The sequence below is a fragment of the Pseudoduganella sp. UC29_106 genome (assembly GCF_044055365.1).
Classification (GTDB): domain Bacteria; phylum Pseudomonadota; class Gammaproteobacteria; order Burkholderiales; family Burkholderiaceae_D; genus Rugamonas.
Genome location: NZ_CP171977.1, coordinates 7,283,372 through 7,297,406, shown reverse-complemented (window position 1 = coordinate 7,297,406; position 14,035 = coordinate 7,283,372). Strand labels below are relative to the sequence as shown.

The 14,035-nt window shown below is 62.9% G+C and carries 15 protein-coding genes and 1 pseudogene; 13 read left to right on the top strand and 3 right to left on the bottom strand.

The window, feature by feature from the left end:
* Nucleotides 1-128 precede the first annotated feature (128 nt).
* The 10 genes and pseudogenes from ACHMW6_RS36160 (at nucleotide 129) to ACHMW6_RS36115 (ending at nucleotide 9,463) form a co-directional block, all read left to right on the top strand.
* Nucleotides 129-1,601, top strand: coding sequence for a DUF4080 domain-containing protein (locus tag ACHMW6_RS36160; RefSeq protein ID WP_395404589.1), 1,473 nt, complete (start codon nucleotides 129-131; stop codon nucleotides 1,599-1,601).
* 81 nt (nucleotides 1,602-1,682) lie between these two features.
* Entirely contained in the window at nucleotides 1,683-2,804 is a 1,122-nt protein-coding gene (locus ACHMW6_RS36155; protein WP_395404588.1) for an MlaE family ABC transporter permease, read from the top strand.
* Nucleotides 2,804-3,643: an ABC transporter ATP-binding protein gene (locus ACHMW6_RS36150; protein WP_395404586.1), complete on the top strand. Its 840-nt coding sequence runs from the start codon at nucleotides 2,804-2,806 to the stop codon at nucleotides 3,641-3,643. The genes ACHMW6_RS36155 and ACHMW6_RS36150 overlap by 1 nt, the downstream gene beginning before the upstream one ends.
* A gap of 9 nt (nucleotides 3,644-3,652) precedes the next feature.
* On the top strand, nucleotides 3,653-4,591 hold the full coding sequence (locus tag ACHMW6_RS36145) for an MlaD family protein (protein ID WP_395404584.1): 939 nt from the start codon (nucleotides 3,653-3,655) through the stop codon (nucleotides 4,589-4,591).
* A 10-nt stretch (nucleotides 4,592-4,601) separates the two neighbouring features.
* Nucleotides 4,602-5,228 carry an ABC-type transport auxiliary lipoprotein family protein gene (locus tag ACHMW6_RS36140; RefSeq protein WP_395404582.1) on the top strand — a complete coding sequence of 209 codons (627 nt, stop codon included), beginning with the start codon at nucleotides 4,602-4,604 and terminating at the stop codon, nucleotides 5,226-5,228.
* Nucleotides 5,229-5,231: 3 nt separating this feature from the next.
* Nucleotides 5,232-6,357: pseudogene (locus ACHMW6_RS36135) on the top strand (VanZ family protein).
* 42 nt (nucleotides 6,358-6,399) lie between these two features.
* The gene (locus tag ACHMW6_RS36130) at nucleotides 6,400-6,726 is read left to right on the top strand and encodes a (2Fe-2S) ferredoxin domain-containing protein (protein WP_395404580.1); all 327 of its coding nucleotides are present in this window, start codon (nucleotides 6,400-6,402) and stop codon (nucleotides 6,724-6,726) included.
* Nucleotides 6,719-7,366 carry an alpha/beta hydrolase gene (locus tag ACHMW6_RS36125; protein ID WP_395408793.1) on the top strand — a complete coding sequence of 216 codons (648 nt, stop codon included), beginning with the start codon at nucleotides 6,719-6,721 and terminating at the stop codon, nucleotides 7,364-7,366. Before ACHMW6_RS36130 ends, ACHMW6_RS36125 begins: the two co-directional genes overlap by 8 nt.
* Before the next feature lie 64 nt (nucleotides 7,367-7,430).
* Nucleotides 7,431-8,576 carry a D-alanyl-D-alanine carboxypeptidase family protein gene (locus tag ACHMW6_RS36120; RefSeq protein WP_395404578.1) on the top strand — a complete coding sequence of 382 codons (1,146 nt, stop codon included), beginning with the start codon at nucleotides 7,431-7,433 and terminating at the stop codon, nucleotides 8,574-8,576.
* A 5-nt stretch (nucleotides 8,577-8,581) separates the two neighbouring features.
* On the top strand, nucleotides 8,582-9,463 hold the full coding sequence (locus tag ACHMW6_RS36115; RefSeq protein WP_395404576.1) for an aldo/keto reductase family oxidoreductase: 882 nt from the start codon (nucleotides 8,582-8,584) through the stop codon (nucleotides 9,461-9,463).
* A gap of 76 nt (nucleotides 9,464-9,539) precedes the next feature.
* Here ACHMW6_RS36115 and pssA read toward each other — a convergent pair whose 3' ends face one another.
* Nucleotides 9,540-10,322: a CDP-diacylglycerol--serine O-phosphatidyltransferase gene (gene pssA / locus ACHMW6_RS36110; RefSeq protein ID WP_395404574.1), complete on the bottom strand. Its 783-nt coding sequence runs from the start codon at nucleotides 10,320-10,322 to the stop codon at nucleotides 9,540-9,542.
* A gap of 150 nt (nucleotides 10,323-10,472) precedes the next feature.
* Here pssA and ACHMW6_RS36105 point away from each other — a divergent pair, with 150 nt between their 5' ends.
* Both ACHMW6_RS36105 and ACHMW6_RS36100 read left to right on the top strand, forming a co-directional pair.
* A complete protein-coding gene (locus ACHMW6_RS36105; protein WP_395404572.1) occupies nucleotides 10,473-11,429 on the top strand; it encodes a CAP domain-containing protein in 957 nt (318 codons plus the stop codon).
* A gap of 49 nt (nucleotides 11,430-11,478) precedes the next feature.
* Nucleotides 11,479-12,072 (top strand): Hpt domain-containing protein, encoded by a 594-nt coding sequence (locus ACHMW6_RS36100; protein WP_395404571.1) that lies wholly within the window; start codon nucleotides 11,479-11,481, stop codon nucleotides 12,070-12,072.
* Nucleotides 12,073-12,094: 22 nt separating this feature from the next.
* On the opposite strand, the gene ACHMW6_RS36095 is transcribed toward ACHMW6_RS36100, so the two are convergent.
* The gene (locus ACHMW6_RS36095; protein WP_395404569.1) at nucleotides 12,095-12,286 is read right to left on the bottom strand and encodes a hypothetical protein; all 192 of its coding nucleotides are present in this window, start codon (nucleotides 12,284-12,286) and stop codon (nucleotides 12,095-12,097) included.
* Between the two features lie 55 nt (nucleotides 12,287-12,341).
* On the opposite strand from ACHMW6_RS36095, the gene ACHMW6_RS36090 reads away from it, so the two are divergent.
* Nucleotides 12,342-12,503, top strand: coding sequence for a hypothetical protein (locus tag ACHMW6_RS36090; RefSeq protein WP_395404567.1), 162 nt, complete (start codon nucleotides 12,342-12,344; stop codon nucleotides 12,501-12,503).
* A 119-nt stretch (nucleotides 12,504-12,622) separates the two neighbouring features.
* Here the strand turns inward: ACHMW6_RS36090 and mnmE are convergent, their stop codons facing one another.
* On the bottom strand, nucleotides 12,623-14,002 hold the full coding sequence (mnmE, locus tag ACHMW6_RS36085; protein WP_395404565.1) for a tRNA uridine-5-carboxymethylaminomethyl(34) synthesis GTPase MnmE: 1,380 nt from the start codon (nucleotides 14,000-14,002) through the stop codon (nucleotides 12,623-12,625).
* Nucleotides 14,003-14,035 lie beyond the last annotated feature (33 nt).

Below are 14,035 nucleotides of genomic sequence, written 5' to 3'. Positions count from 1 at the left end.
TAGAACCCACGGCAAAAAACTGGTGGCTGCCACGATGTGGCAGCCACCTGGTTCACGCCGTGGGTTTTAAGGGGCGCCGGCGGCAGGGGTACAATCGGTGGTTTGGCGATTCACTGTCCTTTCGCATTATGACCATCCTGCTGTCCACTCTTAACGCCCGCTACACCCACGCTTCGCTGGGCCTGCGCTACCTGCTTGCCAATATGGGCGAGCTGAAAACGCAGACGCGTATCCAGGAATTCGTAATCGGCGCGAAGACGACCGAGATGGTGGAGCGCATCCTGGCGGCGCAGCCGAAAATTGTCGGCTTCGGCGTCTATATATGGAATGTGGAGGAGACCACACGCCTGGTGGCGACGCTGAAGCGTGTGGCGCCGCAGGTAACGATCGTGCTGGGCGGACCGGAAGTCTCATATGAAACCGGCGAACAGGAAATCGCGCGGCTGGCGGACTACGTGGTCACCGGCTGGGGCGACGTCACCTTCCCCAAGCTGTGCGGCGAAATCCTGCACGGCCCGAAGCCGCTGATGAAGGTGCACGCCGGCGTGCAGCCGCCGATGGCGGAAATCACCTTGCCCTATGCGGAGTACACCGACCAGGACCTGGCGCACCGCACCTTATATGTGGAAGCCTCCCGCGGCTGCCCGTTCAAGTGCGAGTTTTGCCTGTCCTCGCTGGACAAGACGGCCTGGCCTTTCAATATCGAGCACTTCCTGCAGGAGATGGAGTCGCTGCACGCCCGCGGCGCGCGCCTGTTCAAGTTCGTGGACCGTACGTTCAACCTGAACATCAAGACCAGCCTGAAGATCATGCAGTTCTTCCTCGACAAGCTGGCCGCGAATCCGGACGATCCCGTCTACGCCCACTTCGAACTGGTGCCCGACCACCTGCCGGAAGCGCTGAAGGAAGGCATCGCCAAGTTCCCGCCCGGCACGCTGCAGTTCGAGATCGGCATCCAGAGCTTCAACCCGGTGGTGCAAGCGAATATCAGCCGCAAGCAGGATAACCAGAAGGCGGCGGACAATATCCGCTGGCTGTGCACCCACTCCAACGTTCACATGCATGTGGACCTTATTGCCGGCCTGCCCGGCGAAACGGTGGAAAGTTTCGCCGAAGGCTTCGACAAGTTGTGGGCGCTGGGCCCGCACGAAATCCAGTTCGGCATCCTGAAGCGCCTGCGCGGCACGCCGATCATCCGCCACACCGAGGAATTCGGCATGGTGTACGATCCTTATCCGCCGTACACCATCCTCGCCAACCGCGATATCGACTTCCCGACCATGCAGCGCCTGGTGCGCTTTGCCCGCTACTGGGACCTGGTCGCGAACTCGGGCCGCTTCACGCATGCCACGCCGGTGCTGCTGGGCGAACACCCGTTCGCAAACTTCATGGCGTTCTCTGACTGGCTGTATGCGAACACGGACGCGACCCATCGCATTGCGCTGGACCGGCTGGCCGTACTGGTCGGGCGCTGGCTCGAACAGCGTATGCCGGCTGGCGAAGTGGCGGAGTTGCTGGCGCGCGATGGCCATGGTGTGAAGCAAAAGTCCGCCCAGGCAGGCGCGGCGCCGCAGCGGCAGGCACGGCACCTCGCGGCCTGACGCGCTTATGTGCGTCCGGGGCTGGACACGGTAGAGATGCACAATGTAGCGTAGTAAACAAAACTCACTTACACTGGCGACATGCCTATTGCAAACGAGCCAACCCTAACCTTCAGCCCAGGTGGGCGCACTGTTACGGCCGATGGGACGTGGCAGGTCCATGCGCTCGCCAGCAAGCGCGTGATGAAGGCGATCTCGAATTGCCTGGACAAGCTCCACGGCAATAAGAACGTGGAGTGGGACCTGAGCGGCATCGACAGCCTCGATCACATCGGCGCGCAACTCTTCTGGGAAGCCTGGGACTATGCCCGTCCCGCGTCGCTGAAGCTGGCGGAAGGCCAGGAAGAATTCTTCAAGCGCCTCGAAACCACCGGCAAGATCGCCATCCCGCGTGCGCGCAAGGAGCACTTCGGCTGGGTGACCACGCTCGGTTTCGGCGTGCTGCATTTCCTCGAACACCTGCGCGGTTTCGTAAGCCTGATCGGCTCCGTCACGCAGGATATGGGCCGCTTCTTCAGGCAGCCGATACGCGGCCCATGGCGCGAAATTTCCGCCAACATTTTCCACGCCGGTTTCCAGGCGCTGGGCATCACGGCGCTGGTGGGCTTTCTGATTGGCGTGGTGCTCTCCTACCTGTCGGCCCAGCAGCTGCGCAACTTCGGCGGCGACATCTACCTGGTCAACCTGCTCGGCATGAGCGTGATCCGCGAACTGGGCCCGCTGTTGGCGGCGATTCTTGTCGCGGGCCGCTCAGGGTCGTCGATCACGGCGCAACTGGGCGTGATGCGCGTGACCGAAGAACTGGACGCGATGCTGGTGATGGGCATCTCGCATGGTTTCCGCCTGATCCTGCCCAAGGTAATCGCGCTGGCAATCTCGATGCCGCTGCTGGTGATCTGGACCGACATGAGCGCGCTGATCGGCGGCATGGTGGCAGCCAAGATCGAGCTGAATCTCTCGGCGCGCTACTTCATCCAGAAGCTGCCGTCCGCCGTGCCGGTCGCCAACTACATGATCGGCCTGCTGAAGGGCTGCGTGTTCGGTATGCTGATCGCGCTGGTGTCCTGTCACTTCGGCCTGCGGATCAAGCCGAATACGGAAAGCCTGGGCCGCGGCACCACCACCTCGGTGGTGACGGCGATTACCGTCGTGATCCTGGCCGATGCGGTGTTTGCCATCGTCTTCAATGGAGTGGGCTACTGATGAATGAAGATAAGCCCAAGGAAGAAGAAAGCTGCGCCTGTCCCGAGGGCGACGGCCAGCTCACGCTCGATGGCAGCGTGCCAGTGGTGGAAATCACCAACCTGGTGACCAAATTCGGCCGCACGGTGATCCACAATGACCTGAACATGAAAATATGGCAGGGCGAGATCCTGTCCATCGTCGGCGGGTCCGGCACGGGCAAGACGGTCCTGCTGCGCCAGATGCTTGGGCTGGAGCGACCGACCAAGGGCTGCGTGCGCGTGTTCGGCGAGGATATTTCGCTCGCTTCCTCCACCCACCTGCAGGAACTGCGCAACCACTGGGGGATGCTGTTCCAGCAGGGTGCGCTGTACTCCGCGCTGAACGTGTTCGAGAACATCGCGCAGCCGCTGTGGGAACTGAAGGTTCTGCCGGAGAACCTGATCCGCGACTCGGTGCTGCTCAAAATGAATATGGTGGGCCTGGGCCCGGAGCACGCGATGAAGATGCCTTCGGACCTTTCGGGCGGCATGATCAAGCGCGTGGCGCTGGCGCGCGCTCTCGTGCTGGAACCGAAGCTGCTGTTCCTGGACGAGCCGACGGCCGGCCTGGACCCGGACCTTTCCGAAAGCTTTGTCTCGCTGATCAAGTCCCTGCACCGTGAGCTGGGGCTGACCGTGGTGATGGTCACGCACGACCTGGATACGCTGTTTGCACTCTCGACCCGCATCGCCGTGCTGGCCGAAAAGCATGTGCTGGTATGCGGTCCGACGAAGGAAGTGATCAAGACCGATCATCCGTTTATCAAGCAATTCTTCCTGGGCGACCGCGGCAAGCGCGCGCTGGCCGGCCTCGAATAAGGAGCACATATGGAAAACAGATCACATGCCCTGATGACCGGGATATTCACGATCACACTGCTGATCGCGGCCGTCCTGTTCGGCATCTGGTTCAACCGCGACCGCGTGCAATACGATCCCTACCTGATCGCGACCTCGCTCGCCGTGCCCGGCCTGAATCCCCAAGCCGCCGTGCGCTACCGCGGCCTGGAAGTGGGCAAGGTGGACGATATCGACTTCGATCCCAAGGTCACCGGCCAGATCCTGGTGCACCTCTCCATCGATCCGGAAACGCCGATCACCAAGACCACCTACGCCACGCTGGGCTACCAGGGCGTGACCGGCATCGCCTATATCCAGCTGGATGACGAATCCACCGGCTCGCCGCGCCTGGGCACCAGCAAGGGCAATCCAAGCCATATCCCGCTGCATCCGGGCCTGTTCGACCAGCTGGAGAAAACGGGCAAGGCCATCCTGTCGCAGACGGAGAAGGTCACGGAGCGCATCAACACCCTGCTCAGCGACGAGAACCAGAAGCAGATGCTGGGCGCCTTCAAGGACATCAGCGAAACCGCGCGCGCCTACCAGCAGATCCCCGCCCAGCTGGGCCCGACCATCGACAAGCTGCCGGCCCTGGCCGCACAAACCCAGAAGACGCTAAACACGGTGGAACAGCTGGCGGCGGACGCCAACCGCGTGACCGCCAGCCTGCAGGGTCCGGACGGCGCCGTGGCGCGCATTTCCGGCGCGGTGGACCGTGCGACCACGTCGCTGGAAGCCGTCACCAGCGGCGTCGAACTGGATACGCTGCCCAGCTTTAACGGCCTGGCCGACGAGACCAAGTCCTCGATGCGCGCCGTGCGCCGCACCATGAACAACCTGAGCGACCGCCCGACCAGCATCCTGTTCGGCGCGCCGAACACGCCGCCGGGCCCGGGCGAACCCGGCTTCGAGTCCACGACCAAATAAGGACACTCCCGTGAAGACTACCCTGATCCTCCTCAGCCTCACGGCCGCACTGGCCGGCTGCGCCGTCGCCAGCAAGAGCCAGTCCCAGACCAGCTATGACTTTGGCCCATTGACGCCGGCCGCGGTCGCCGAAAGCAGCGGCACCAACGGAGCCGTGCCCGCCACCGCCATCTTCCCGGCCATCGTGGTGGCAGACGTGACTGGCCCCGCATCGCTGGATACACAGCGCATGTATTACCGCCTGCTGTATTCGGACGCGCAGCAGTCGCGCCCCTACGCCTTCAACAACTGGAGCGTGACGCCGCTGCAGCTCCTGACACAGCGCATGAAGGCGCGCTTCGCCCAGGCCGGCGTGAAGGTGCTGAATACCACCGACGCGGCGGGCGGCCTGCCGCTGCTGCGTCTTGAAGCAGACGAGTTCTCGCAGAACTTCGATAGCGCCACCAGCGCCAACGCCAGCGTGTCCCTGCGCGCTTCCGTGTTCCGCAACCACAAGCTGGTAGACCAGCGCACCTTCAGCCGCCGCTCGCCGGCCGGCAGCGCCGATGCGCCGGGCGGTGCGCGCGCCCTGGCCGCCGCGTCCGACGCGATTGCCGCCGACATCCTGGCCTGGATGGCCACCCTGCCGCAACAGTAATCGATGACGGAAGAGAGTCGAATCAAGCGAGGTTCACCAGTGGCGCGCGCCGCGCTGCTGGCCTACATCCTGCTGATCGTCTACGCCAGCCTGTACCCCTTCTCCGGCTGGCACAACCAGGGCTTGTCCCCCCTGATCTTCCTGGAACACACGGGGATGCCGCGCTACTGGACAGTGTTCGACGCCGGCATCAATGTGGTGGGTTACATCCCCTTCGGCATGCTGCTGGTGTATGCGCTGCGGCCGCAGATGCGCGGCGTGTGGGCCTTCCTCCTTGCTTCGCTGATCGGCATGCTGGTTTCCGGCTCGATGGAAGCGGCGCAGACTTACCTGCCCAGCCGCGTTTCGTCCAATCTCGATTTCTATACCAATACCGCGGGCGGCACCATCGGCGCCCTGATCGGCGCGCTCAGCGCGCGCAAGCTGATGGACACCAGCCACCTGTACAAGCTGCGCCAGCGCTGGTTCGCCCAGCACGCCAGCCAGGGCCTGGTGCTGGTGGGCCTGTGGCCGCTGGCCATGATTTATCCGCAGCCCTTCCTGTTCGGCCTGGGGCAGCTGCTGCCCATCCTGTCCGAGTGGCTGGGCGAACTGCTGGAAACGGACATTGATCTGACGGCCTATGTGCGGCCGGATGTGGTGCTGTCGGTCGAGCAGTACTGGCTGTCCGAGACCATCGTCACCGCCTGCGGCATGGTGGGCGGCGGGCTGACGCTGCTTTGCCTGCTGCGCAAGACGGCGCCGCGCGGCGTGCTGGTATCGCTGCTGGTGCTGGCGGCTGTCGCCGTCAAGACCGTGGCTACCGCCCTGCTGTTCTCGCCCGATAATGCCTTTATCTGGATCACGCCGGGCGCGCAGGGCGGCTTCCTGATCGGCGCCATCATGCTGGCCGGCCTGGCTTTCGCGCCCCACCAGTCGCAGCGCCGGCTGGCCGCGGCCGCGCTGCTGCTAAGCCTATTGATCATCAATACCACGCCGATCAACCCCTACTTCAGCGAGACGCTGCAAAGTTGGGTGCAAGGCAAGTTCCTGAACTTCAACGGGGCGGCGCAATTCCTGTCCCCTGCTGTGGCCCTTGGCCGCGCTGTGGTTCCTGTGGCTGCCGTCCCATAAGCTCAATAAGGCCTGATCGCGGGTATCATTACGAATTCACCAAGTAACAGAGGTCGCCATGAGTGAGCAATACTACAAACATCACGTGTTCTTCTGCATGAACCACCGTGATGACGGCCGCGAAAGCTGCGGCCCGCGCGGCGCGGAACAGGCGCAGAAGCATGCCAAGAAGCGCTGCAAGGAACTGAACCTGAACGGCGCCGGCAAAGTGCGCATCAACCAGGCGGGCTGCCTGGACCGCTGCGAGCACGGCCCGGTGGTCGTGGTGTACCCGCAAGGCACCTGGTACACCTATGTGGACACGGCGGATATCGACGAAATTATCGACAGCCATCTCGTCAATGGCGTGGAAGTAGAGCGTTTGAAGATCAAGAATGATGAATAAGAATTCGCAAAAATTTACCCTGCAGGGCGGCGCCGGCCAGATGGAAGGCATGATCGACATGCCCGTGGGCGCCCCGAAGGGCATCGCGCTGGTGGCGCACCCGCACCCGCTGTACGGCGGCACGATGGAAAACAAGGTCGCACAGACCCTGGCCCGCACTTTCGTGGCGCTGGGCTATGTGGTGGCGCGCATCAATTTCCGCGGCGTGGGCACGTCCGAAGGCACGCACGATCATGGCCACGGCGAGACCGATGACATGATGATCCTGTACAAGCACATGACGGAGCAGTATCCGGGGCTGCCGGTGGCGCTGTCCGGCTTCTCGTTTGGTACCTTCGTGCAGTCGCAGCTGCAGCAGCGCCTGATCGCCGCCGGCACCCCGGCCGAGCGCCTGGTGCTGGTGGGCGCCGCGGCAGGCAAGTGGCAGATGGCCGATATTCCTGCCAACACCATTCTTATCCACGGCGAGCATGACGAAACCATCCCCCTGACCGATGTCTTCGACTGGGCACGGCCGCAGGATGTGCCGGTGATCGTGATTCCGGGCGCCGACCACTTCTTCCACCGCAAGCTGGGCCATATCAAGAGCTGGGTTATTGCGCTGTGGCAAGGGCAAAAGGACACCGCTGAGCACGCCTAAGGCTCTATAATCTGAGCGCAACTTTCACTCTCGGCGGATCGATGGTCCGCCCTACATTCCGATTATGAAAAAAATTCTCGCGGCACTGGCTACCAGTGTCATGCTCATGACGTCTGCCGTGGCGCAGACCCTGCCTCCTCCAACCGTCGCTGCGAAGTCCTGGCTGCTGCTGGACGCAACCAGCGGCCAGATCATCGCTTCCCAGGATCCGAACGCGCGCGTGGAGCCGGCATCGCTGACCAAGATCATGACCGCCTACCTGACCTTCCAGGCGGTCAAGGACAAGAAGCTCGCCCTCGACCAGAAGGTGAACGTTTCCGTGAAAGCGTGGAAGGTGGACGCCTCCAGCTCGAAGATGTTCATCGACCCCGCCGTGCCGGTATCGATCAACGACCTGTTGTACGGCCTGATGGTGCAGTCCGGGAATGACGCTGCCGTGGCGCTGGCCGAAGCGGTGGCCGGCGACGAAGCGACCTTCGTCACCCTGATGAACCGCGAAGCCCAGCGCATGGGCCTGACCAATACCCACTTCGCCAATCCGCACGGCCTGCCGTCGCCGGAGAACTACACCACGGCGCAGGACCTCTCCGTGCTGGCGCGCCACGTGATCCAGGACTACCCCGAGTTCTACAAGATCGACTCGGTGAAAGAGTTCACCTACAACCGCATCAAGCAGCAGAACCGCAACCGCCTGCTGTGGCTGGACCCGACCGTCGACGGCATGAAAACCGGCCACACCGACGCTGCCGGTTTCTGCATGGTCGCTTCCGCACACCGCCCGGCCGGCAATATCGACCGCCGCCTGATTTCGGTGGTGATGGGCACGACGTCGGACTCGGCCCGCACCCAGGAAAGCCAGAAGCTGCTGAACTGGGGCTTCCAGAACTTCGACACCGTCAAGCTCTACTCCAAGGGCCAGGCGATCCAGACGCCGGAAGTGTGGAAGGGTTCGAAGAGCAGCATGAAGATCGGCTTCAAACAGGACATCCTGGTCACCGTGCCGAAGGGCGTGGCCGCCAAGATGAAGCCTGTGCTGGAGCGCAAGGATCCGCTGGTGGCGCCGGTGGCCGAGAACTCGAAAGTCGGCTCGCTGAAGATGATGGTCGATGGCAAACCGCTGCTGGAACTGCCGGTGGTGGCGCTGGAAACGGTGGAGCAGGCGTCCATCTTCGGCCGCGCGTGGGACTCGATCCGACTCTGGCTCAAATAAACCAAATGAACAAACTCAATCTGTCGCCCATCGTGGCGGGCATGTGGCGCATGACCGAATGGAACCTGGCGCCTGAACAGCGCCTGGCCTTCATCGAGCAATGCATCGAGCTGGGCGTGACCAGCTTCGATCATGCGGATATCTACGGCGGCTATGGCGTGGAGGGACTGTTCGGCGAAGCGCTGGCACTGAAGCCGTCGCTGCGCGACCAGATCCAGCTGGTGAGCAAGTGCGGCATCAAGCTGAAATCCTCGCGCCGTCCCGCGCACACCATCCAGCATTACGACACCAGCGCGGCCCACATCCGCGCCTCGGTGGAGAATTCGCTGAAGGAACTGCGCACGGACTACCTGGACCTGCTGCTGATTCACCGCCCGGACCCGCTGATGGATTTCGACGAAGTGGCCAACATCTTCAGCACGCTGCATGCTGAAGGCAAGGTGAAGGAATTTGGCGTATCGAACTTCTCGCGCCATCAGTTCGAGATGCTGCACAAGCGCATCGCGCTGGCCACCAACCAGGTTGAGTTTTCACCGCTGCACCTCGATCCGATGTGGGATGAGACTTTCGACGGCCTGCAGGACAAGGGCATCCAGCCGATGATCTGGTCCCCCGCTTGCCGGCGGCCGCCTGTTCTCCGAAGGCGACGCCGCCAGCGAGCGCCTGCGCCTGAAGATCAAGGAAATCGCGGACGAACTGGGCAAGCCGTTCGCCAGCGTGGTGTTCGCGTGGATCATGCAGCTGCCGTGCAAGCCCGTCCCGCTGACGGGCACCGGCCGCATCGAAGGCGTGCAAGTCGCCGTCGAAGCCACCAAATTCCAGCTCAGCCGCACGCAGTGGTTCGAAATCCTCCGCGCCGCCCGCGGCCACGAAGTCGCTTAATTTAAAGGGGTCAGGCACTAAATGTTACATGGGCTCGCTTGCAAAGCGAGCCCATGTAACATTTAGTGCCTGACCCCTTTTTCAATCGTCGGGGAAGACTTGGGGTGGGGCGATGCCGCGCCAGCCGTTTTTCCAGGCGATGTTGAGCAGCAGCGTGCCGGTGATGTAGAGCAGGAAGAAGAGGACGAAGTAGTTGAACCGGAGCCAGACCAGCAGGCCGAGGTTTACGGCCAGTATGACGAGGGCGGCCTTGCTTTTCTTTTGCTTGGAGCTGGGGAAGCGCACCGTCGATACCATCAGGCTGCCTATCGCGAATAACAGCGCGACGACCAGGTAGCCTTCCAGCGCCGTGTCCGGATACTCCGGCCAGCACACCACCACCGAGGCCACGCAGGCGGCGCCCGCCGTGATCGGCATGCCGACAAAGTACTTGGGATCGGTGCGCCCCACATTCACATTGAAGCGCGCCAGGCGCAGGGCGCCGCAGGCGACGAAGAAGAAGGCGGCAATACCCCCCGCCCGCAGCAGCGTCGGGTCAAAGGGGCCGATCTGCACGAAGCCCCAGCAGTACAGCAGCACCGCCGGCGCGCAGCCGAAGTTCATCACGTCCGCAATCGAGTCGAGCTGCACGCCGAACTCGGAACTGGTGCCGGTGGCGCGCGCGACGAAGCCGTCCAGCGCATCGAAGATCCCGGCCAGCACCAGCAGGAAGGCGGACAGGCGGTAGTCCTGCGCGAAGCCCAGGTAGGCGTTGTCGACCGAGATCACGATGCTGGCAAAGCCGCAGGCAATCGACAGCAGGGTGACCGAGCTGGGCAAGGCGAACTTGGCGCGCTGCAGGCGCTGTTGTCGAAGGGTGTTCAAAATATGGCAATGATGGTGGATTGGAATGGTCTATTTTACCTCTACCAACCAAATGTAACTAAGACGTAACGGAACCGCATCCCCAGGGAAATTGGCATAGAATCGGGGAATGGCCGGCTCGTCTGTCCGGCGATTTTTCCGGAGCCCACCATGCGTTTGAATACTACGCTCCCGGCCTGTGTGCTGGCCGCACTGTTGACCGCCTGTGGTGGAGGTGGCGGCGGTGGTCCCACCGTCGGCAGCAATGACGCTGTCACCCCGCCCACTACGCCGACTCCAACGCCTACCCAGCCCGGCGCGCCCACGGCCACCGGCGACACCGCCACCGACGGTTTCAACTGGTTCAACTATCGCCGCAACCAGATCGGCCTCTCCACGCTCACGCGCAACAGCCGCATCGATACGGCGGCCGCCGGCCACTCGAACTACCTGCGCCTGAATAATACGGTGGTGCACAGCCAGACCCCGGGCAATCCCGGCTTCACCGGCATGGAGCTGAGCGACCGCCTGGCCGCCGCCGGCTACACGCTGGTGCAGCCCTACGCCTATGGCGAAGTGATTTCGGCGGCCTCCGACCGCAGCGGCTTCTATCACGCAGAAGAACTGATCGCCGCCATCTACCACCGCTTCGTCGTGTTCGAGCCGGTGTTCAAGGAGATGGGCACAGGCGCCTCCACCAACAATAACAACTACACCTACTTCACCGCCGACCTGGCGGCCATCAACGGCTATGGCGCCGGCGTGGGACGTGGCAATGTCGCCAACTATCCCGCCACCGGCCAGACCGGCGTGCCCACCAGCTTCTTCAGCGATAACGAGTCGCCGGACCCGGTGCCGAACCAGAACGAAGTCGGCTATCCGATCAGCGTGCACGCCGACATCACTGCGCAGCTGCGCGTGACCAGCTTCACCGTGCGCCAGCGCGGCGCCACCTCCGACCTCACGGTGCGCCTGCTTTCGCGCGCCACCGACACGGAGACGCCAACCTCCGCCGCCGCTATTATTCCGCTGACAACGCTGCGCGCCGGCACCACGTATGACGTGAGCTTCAGCGGCACCGTGGATTCGGTGGCGGTGTCGCGTAACTGGTCGTTCACCACAAAATAAGGTGTCAAAAGCTAGACCCGTTTCGGGGCGCTCTGCTATCGTGTTCCCCATGAGCAAGCAAGTACCCGACGCCCCGATCCGCCGCTGCCTCGATACCGAGGACGGCCTGGGCCGTCTGATGGGCAAACGCGGGCTATACCGGCAGATCCTGCAGCGCTTTCTGATCGATTACAGCGGCTCCGTGCCGCGCATGACGCTGATGCTGCAGGCGGGCGACCGCACCCAGGCGCAGCGCGAGGCCCATTTGCTGAAAGGGTCGGCGGGCCTGATCGGCGCGCAGCAGGTGCATGACCTTTCCGTGCTGCTGGAGAACGCCCTGGCGGCGGGCACCGACATCTCCACCCTCCTCCCCTTCCTCGATGACGCGATCAAGCGACTGGCGGTCGCCATCGAGCGCGTGCTGCCGGAACTGCCGTCGGAAGAGGAAAGCGAAAATGAAGATGGCCCGATCAACCTGCACGAACTGCTGCACAAGCTGTCCTTCCTGCTGAATGAGGGGGATGGTGCGGCGATCGATCTGGTGGAGCAGCATGCCGGCCTGCTTGCTGCCGCGCTGGGAGTGACGGCTTACGAGGCGGTTGCTGCCGCCGCACACGCCTTCGATTTCGAGACGGCTCTGGACGCGCTCTATTCGGCGCGCTGAAAATCTTTTAGCCTAAAACTGTTTACCGCTCGTATTCTGCTTCTTCGTCGAAGGAGTCGGCGCATTCCTTGCCGCAGAAGCGGCGCACGCTATCGAGGGGTTTTTCGCAATACCAGCAGGAGCCCTTGGGCGGCAAGGACTGCCTGGTGCGCGGCGCAGCGGCCGTCGCGGGCAAGGCGACTTCGGTCGGCGTTGTGTCTTGTGTCGGTTCCACGATGTTCCCCTTTCGAGACCCTGATCCCAGCTTAGTGCAACTTGCCGCGGCGGATATGAGCGACATCAAGAACGCCGGTAGCCGCGGGCAAAGTTTCGTTTTGCCTGAACAAATAATAGCAGGATTAAATCAGGTGGTTTGGAAGCCCATCGTGCGCCAACGCACACAAAACCAACACTGCCGTTTGGCAGAGAGTGGGAAATTATTTTTTTATTGAAAGCGGTAAACCGATAGAGGCTGGTGGCTGGCACTAAAGTGCCAGACACCTGCTTGTAGCCGCGGACTTCGATCAGGTGTCCGGCACTTCAGTGCCTGACACCAGCTTCTGGTTTGGGTCTATTTGCCGATGCAGAAGCGCGAGAAGATCACGCCCAGCAAATCGTCAGAAGAGAACGCACCGGTAATGGTGGAAAGCTGCGTCTGCGCCAGCCGCAGTTCTTCGGCAAAGAGATCCAGCGACTGGTCCGTCTGCGCCGCATGCTGGCCGGCGATATCGAGATGGCGGGCCGCGTTTTTCAGCGCGATCAGGTGACGCTCGCGCGCCAGGTACAGCGACTCGCCCGTCTGCTGCCAGCCGGCGATGCGCAGCAGCTCCGTGCGCAGCAGGTCGATGCCAATATGATCATGCGCGGACAGATAGATGTGCGTCGCATCCTCCATCCGATCCACCGAAGGCTTGTGGCCCGAAAGGTCGATCTTGTTCCAGATACGCAGCACCGGCACGCCTTCCGGGAAGCCGGCGACGATCGCTTCATCGGCGCGGGTCGGGCCCTGGTCTGCATCCAGCATGTGCAGGATCACGTCTGCCTTGCCCACTTCGCCCCAGGTGCGCTCGATGCCGATGCGCTCCACCACATCCACCGTTTCATCGTGCGAGCGGATGCCTGCGGTGTCGATGATGTTCAGCGGGATGCCTTCGATCTGGATGGTCTCGCTGACCTTGTCGCGCGTGGTGCCGGCGATCGGTGTGACGATGGCCACGTCCGCGCCTGCCAGTGCGTTCAGCAGTGACGACTTGCCAACGTTCGGCTGCCCCACCAGCACCACGTTCAGGCCCTCGCGCAGCAGCGCGCCCTGCGAAGCCTGGCGGAACACATGGTCCAGCGCTTCCACGATGCCTTTCAACTGGCCACGCGCGTCCGACTTTTCGAGGAAGTCGATTTCCTCTTCCGGGAAGTCGAGCGTGGCTTCGACCAGCATGCGCAGGTGGGTCACGCGGTCCACCAGTTCGTGGATGGTTTTGGAGAAGGCGCCGGACAGCGAGGCGCTGGCCGATTTCGCCGCCGCTTCGGTGGACGCGTCGATCAGGTCGGCCACCGCTTCGGCCTGGGCCAGGTCCAGCTTGTCGTTCATATAAGCGCGGCGCGTGAACTCGCCCGGCTCGGCCAGGCGCAGGCCGGATTCGGCGCCGGCTTCCAGCACGCGCTGCAGCAGCAGTTGCAGCACGATCGGGCCGCCGTGGCCCTGCAGCTCCAGCACGTCCTCGCCGGTATAGGAGTTCGGACCCTTGAAGTAGATCGCGATGCCCTGGTCGATGATGCTGCCGTCCGCCTGGGTGAAGGGGATGTAGGTGGCGTGACGCGGCTTCAGCGCGGCCTCGCCGAACAGCGCGGACGCCAGGCCCTTCAAATTCTTGCCGGAGGCGCGCACGACGCCGATGCCGCCGCGGCCGGGGGCGGTCGCGATGGCGGCGATGGGGGAGGAGTCAAGATTCATGGTCGAATTCTAATTTAAAAACCAGAGGCGTAA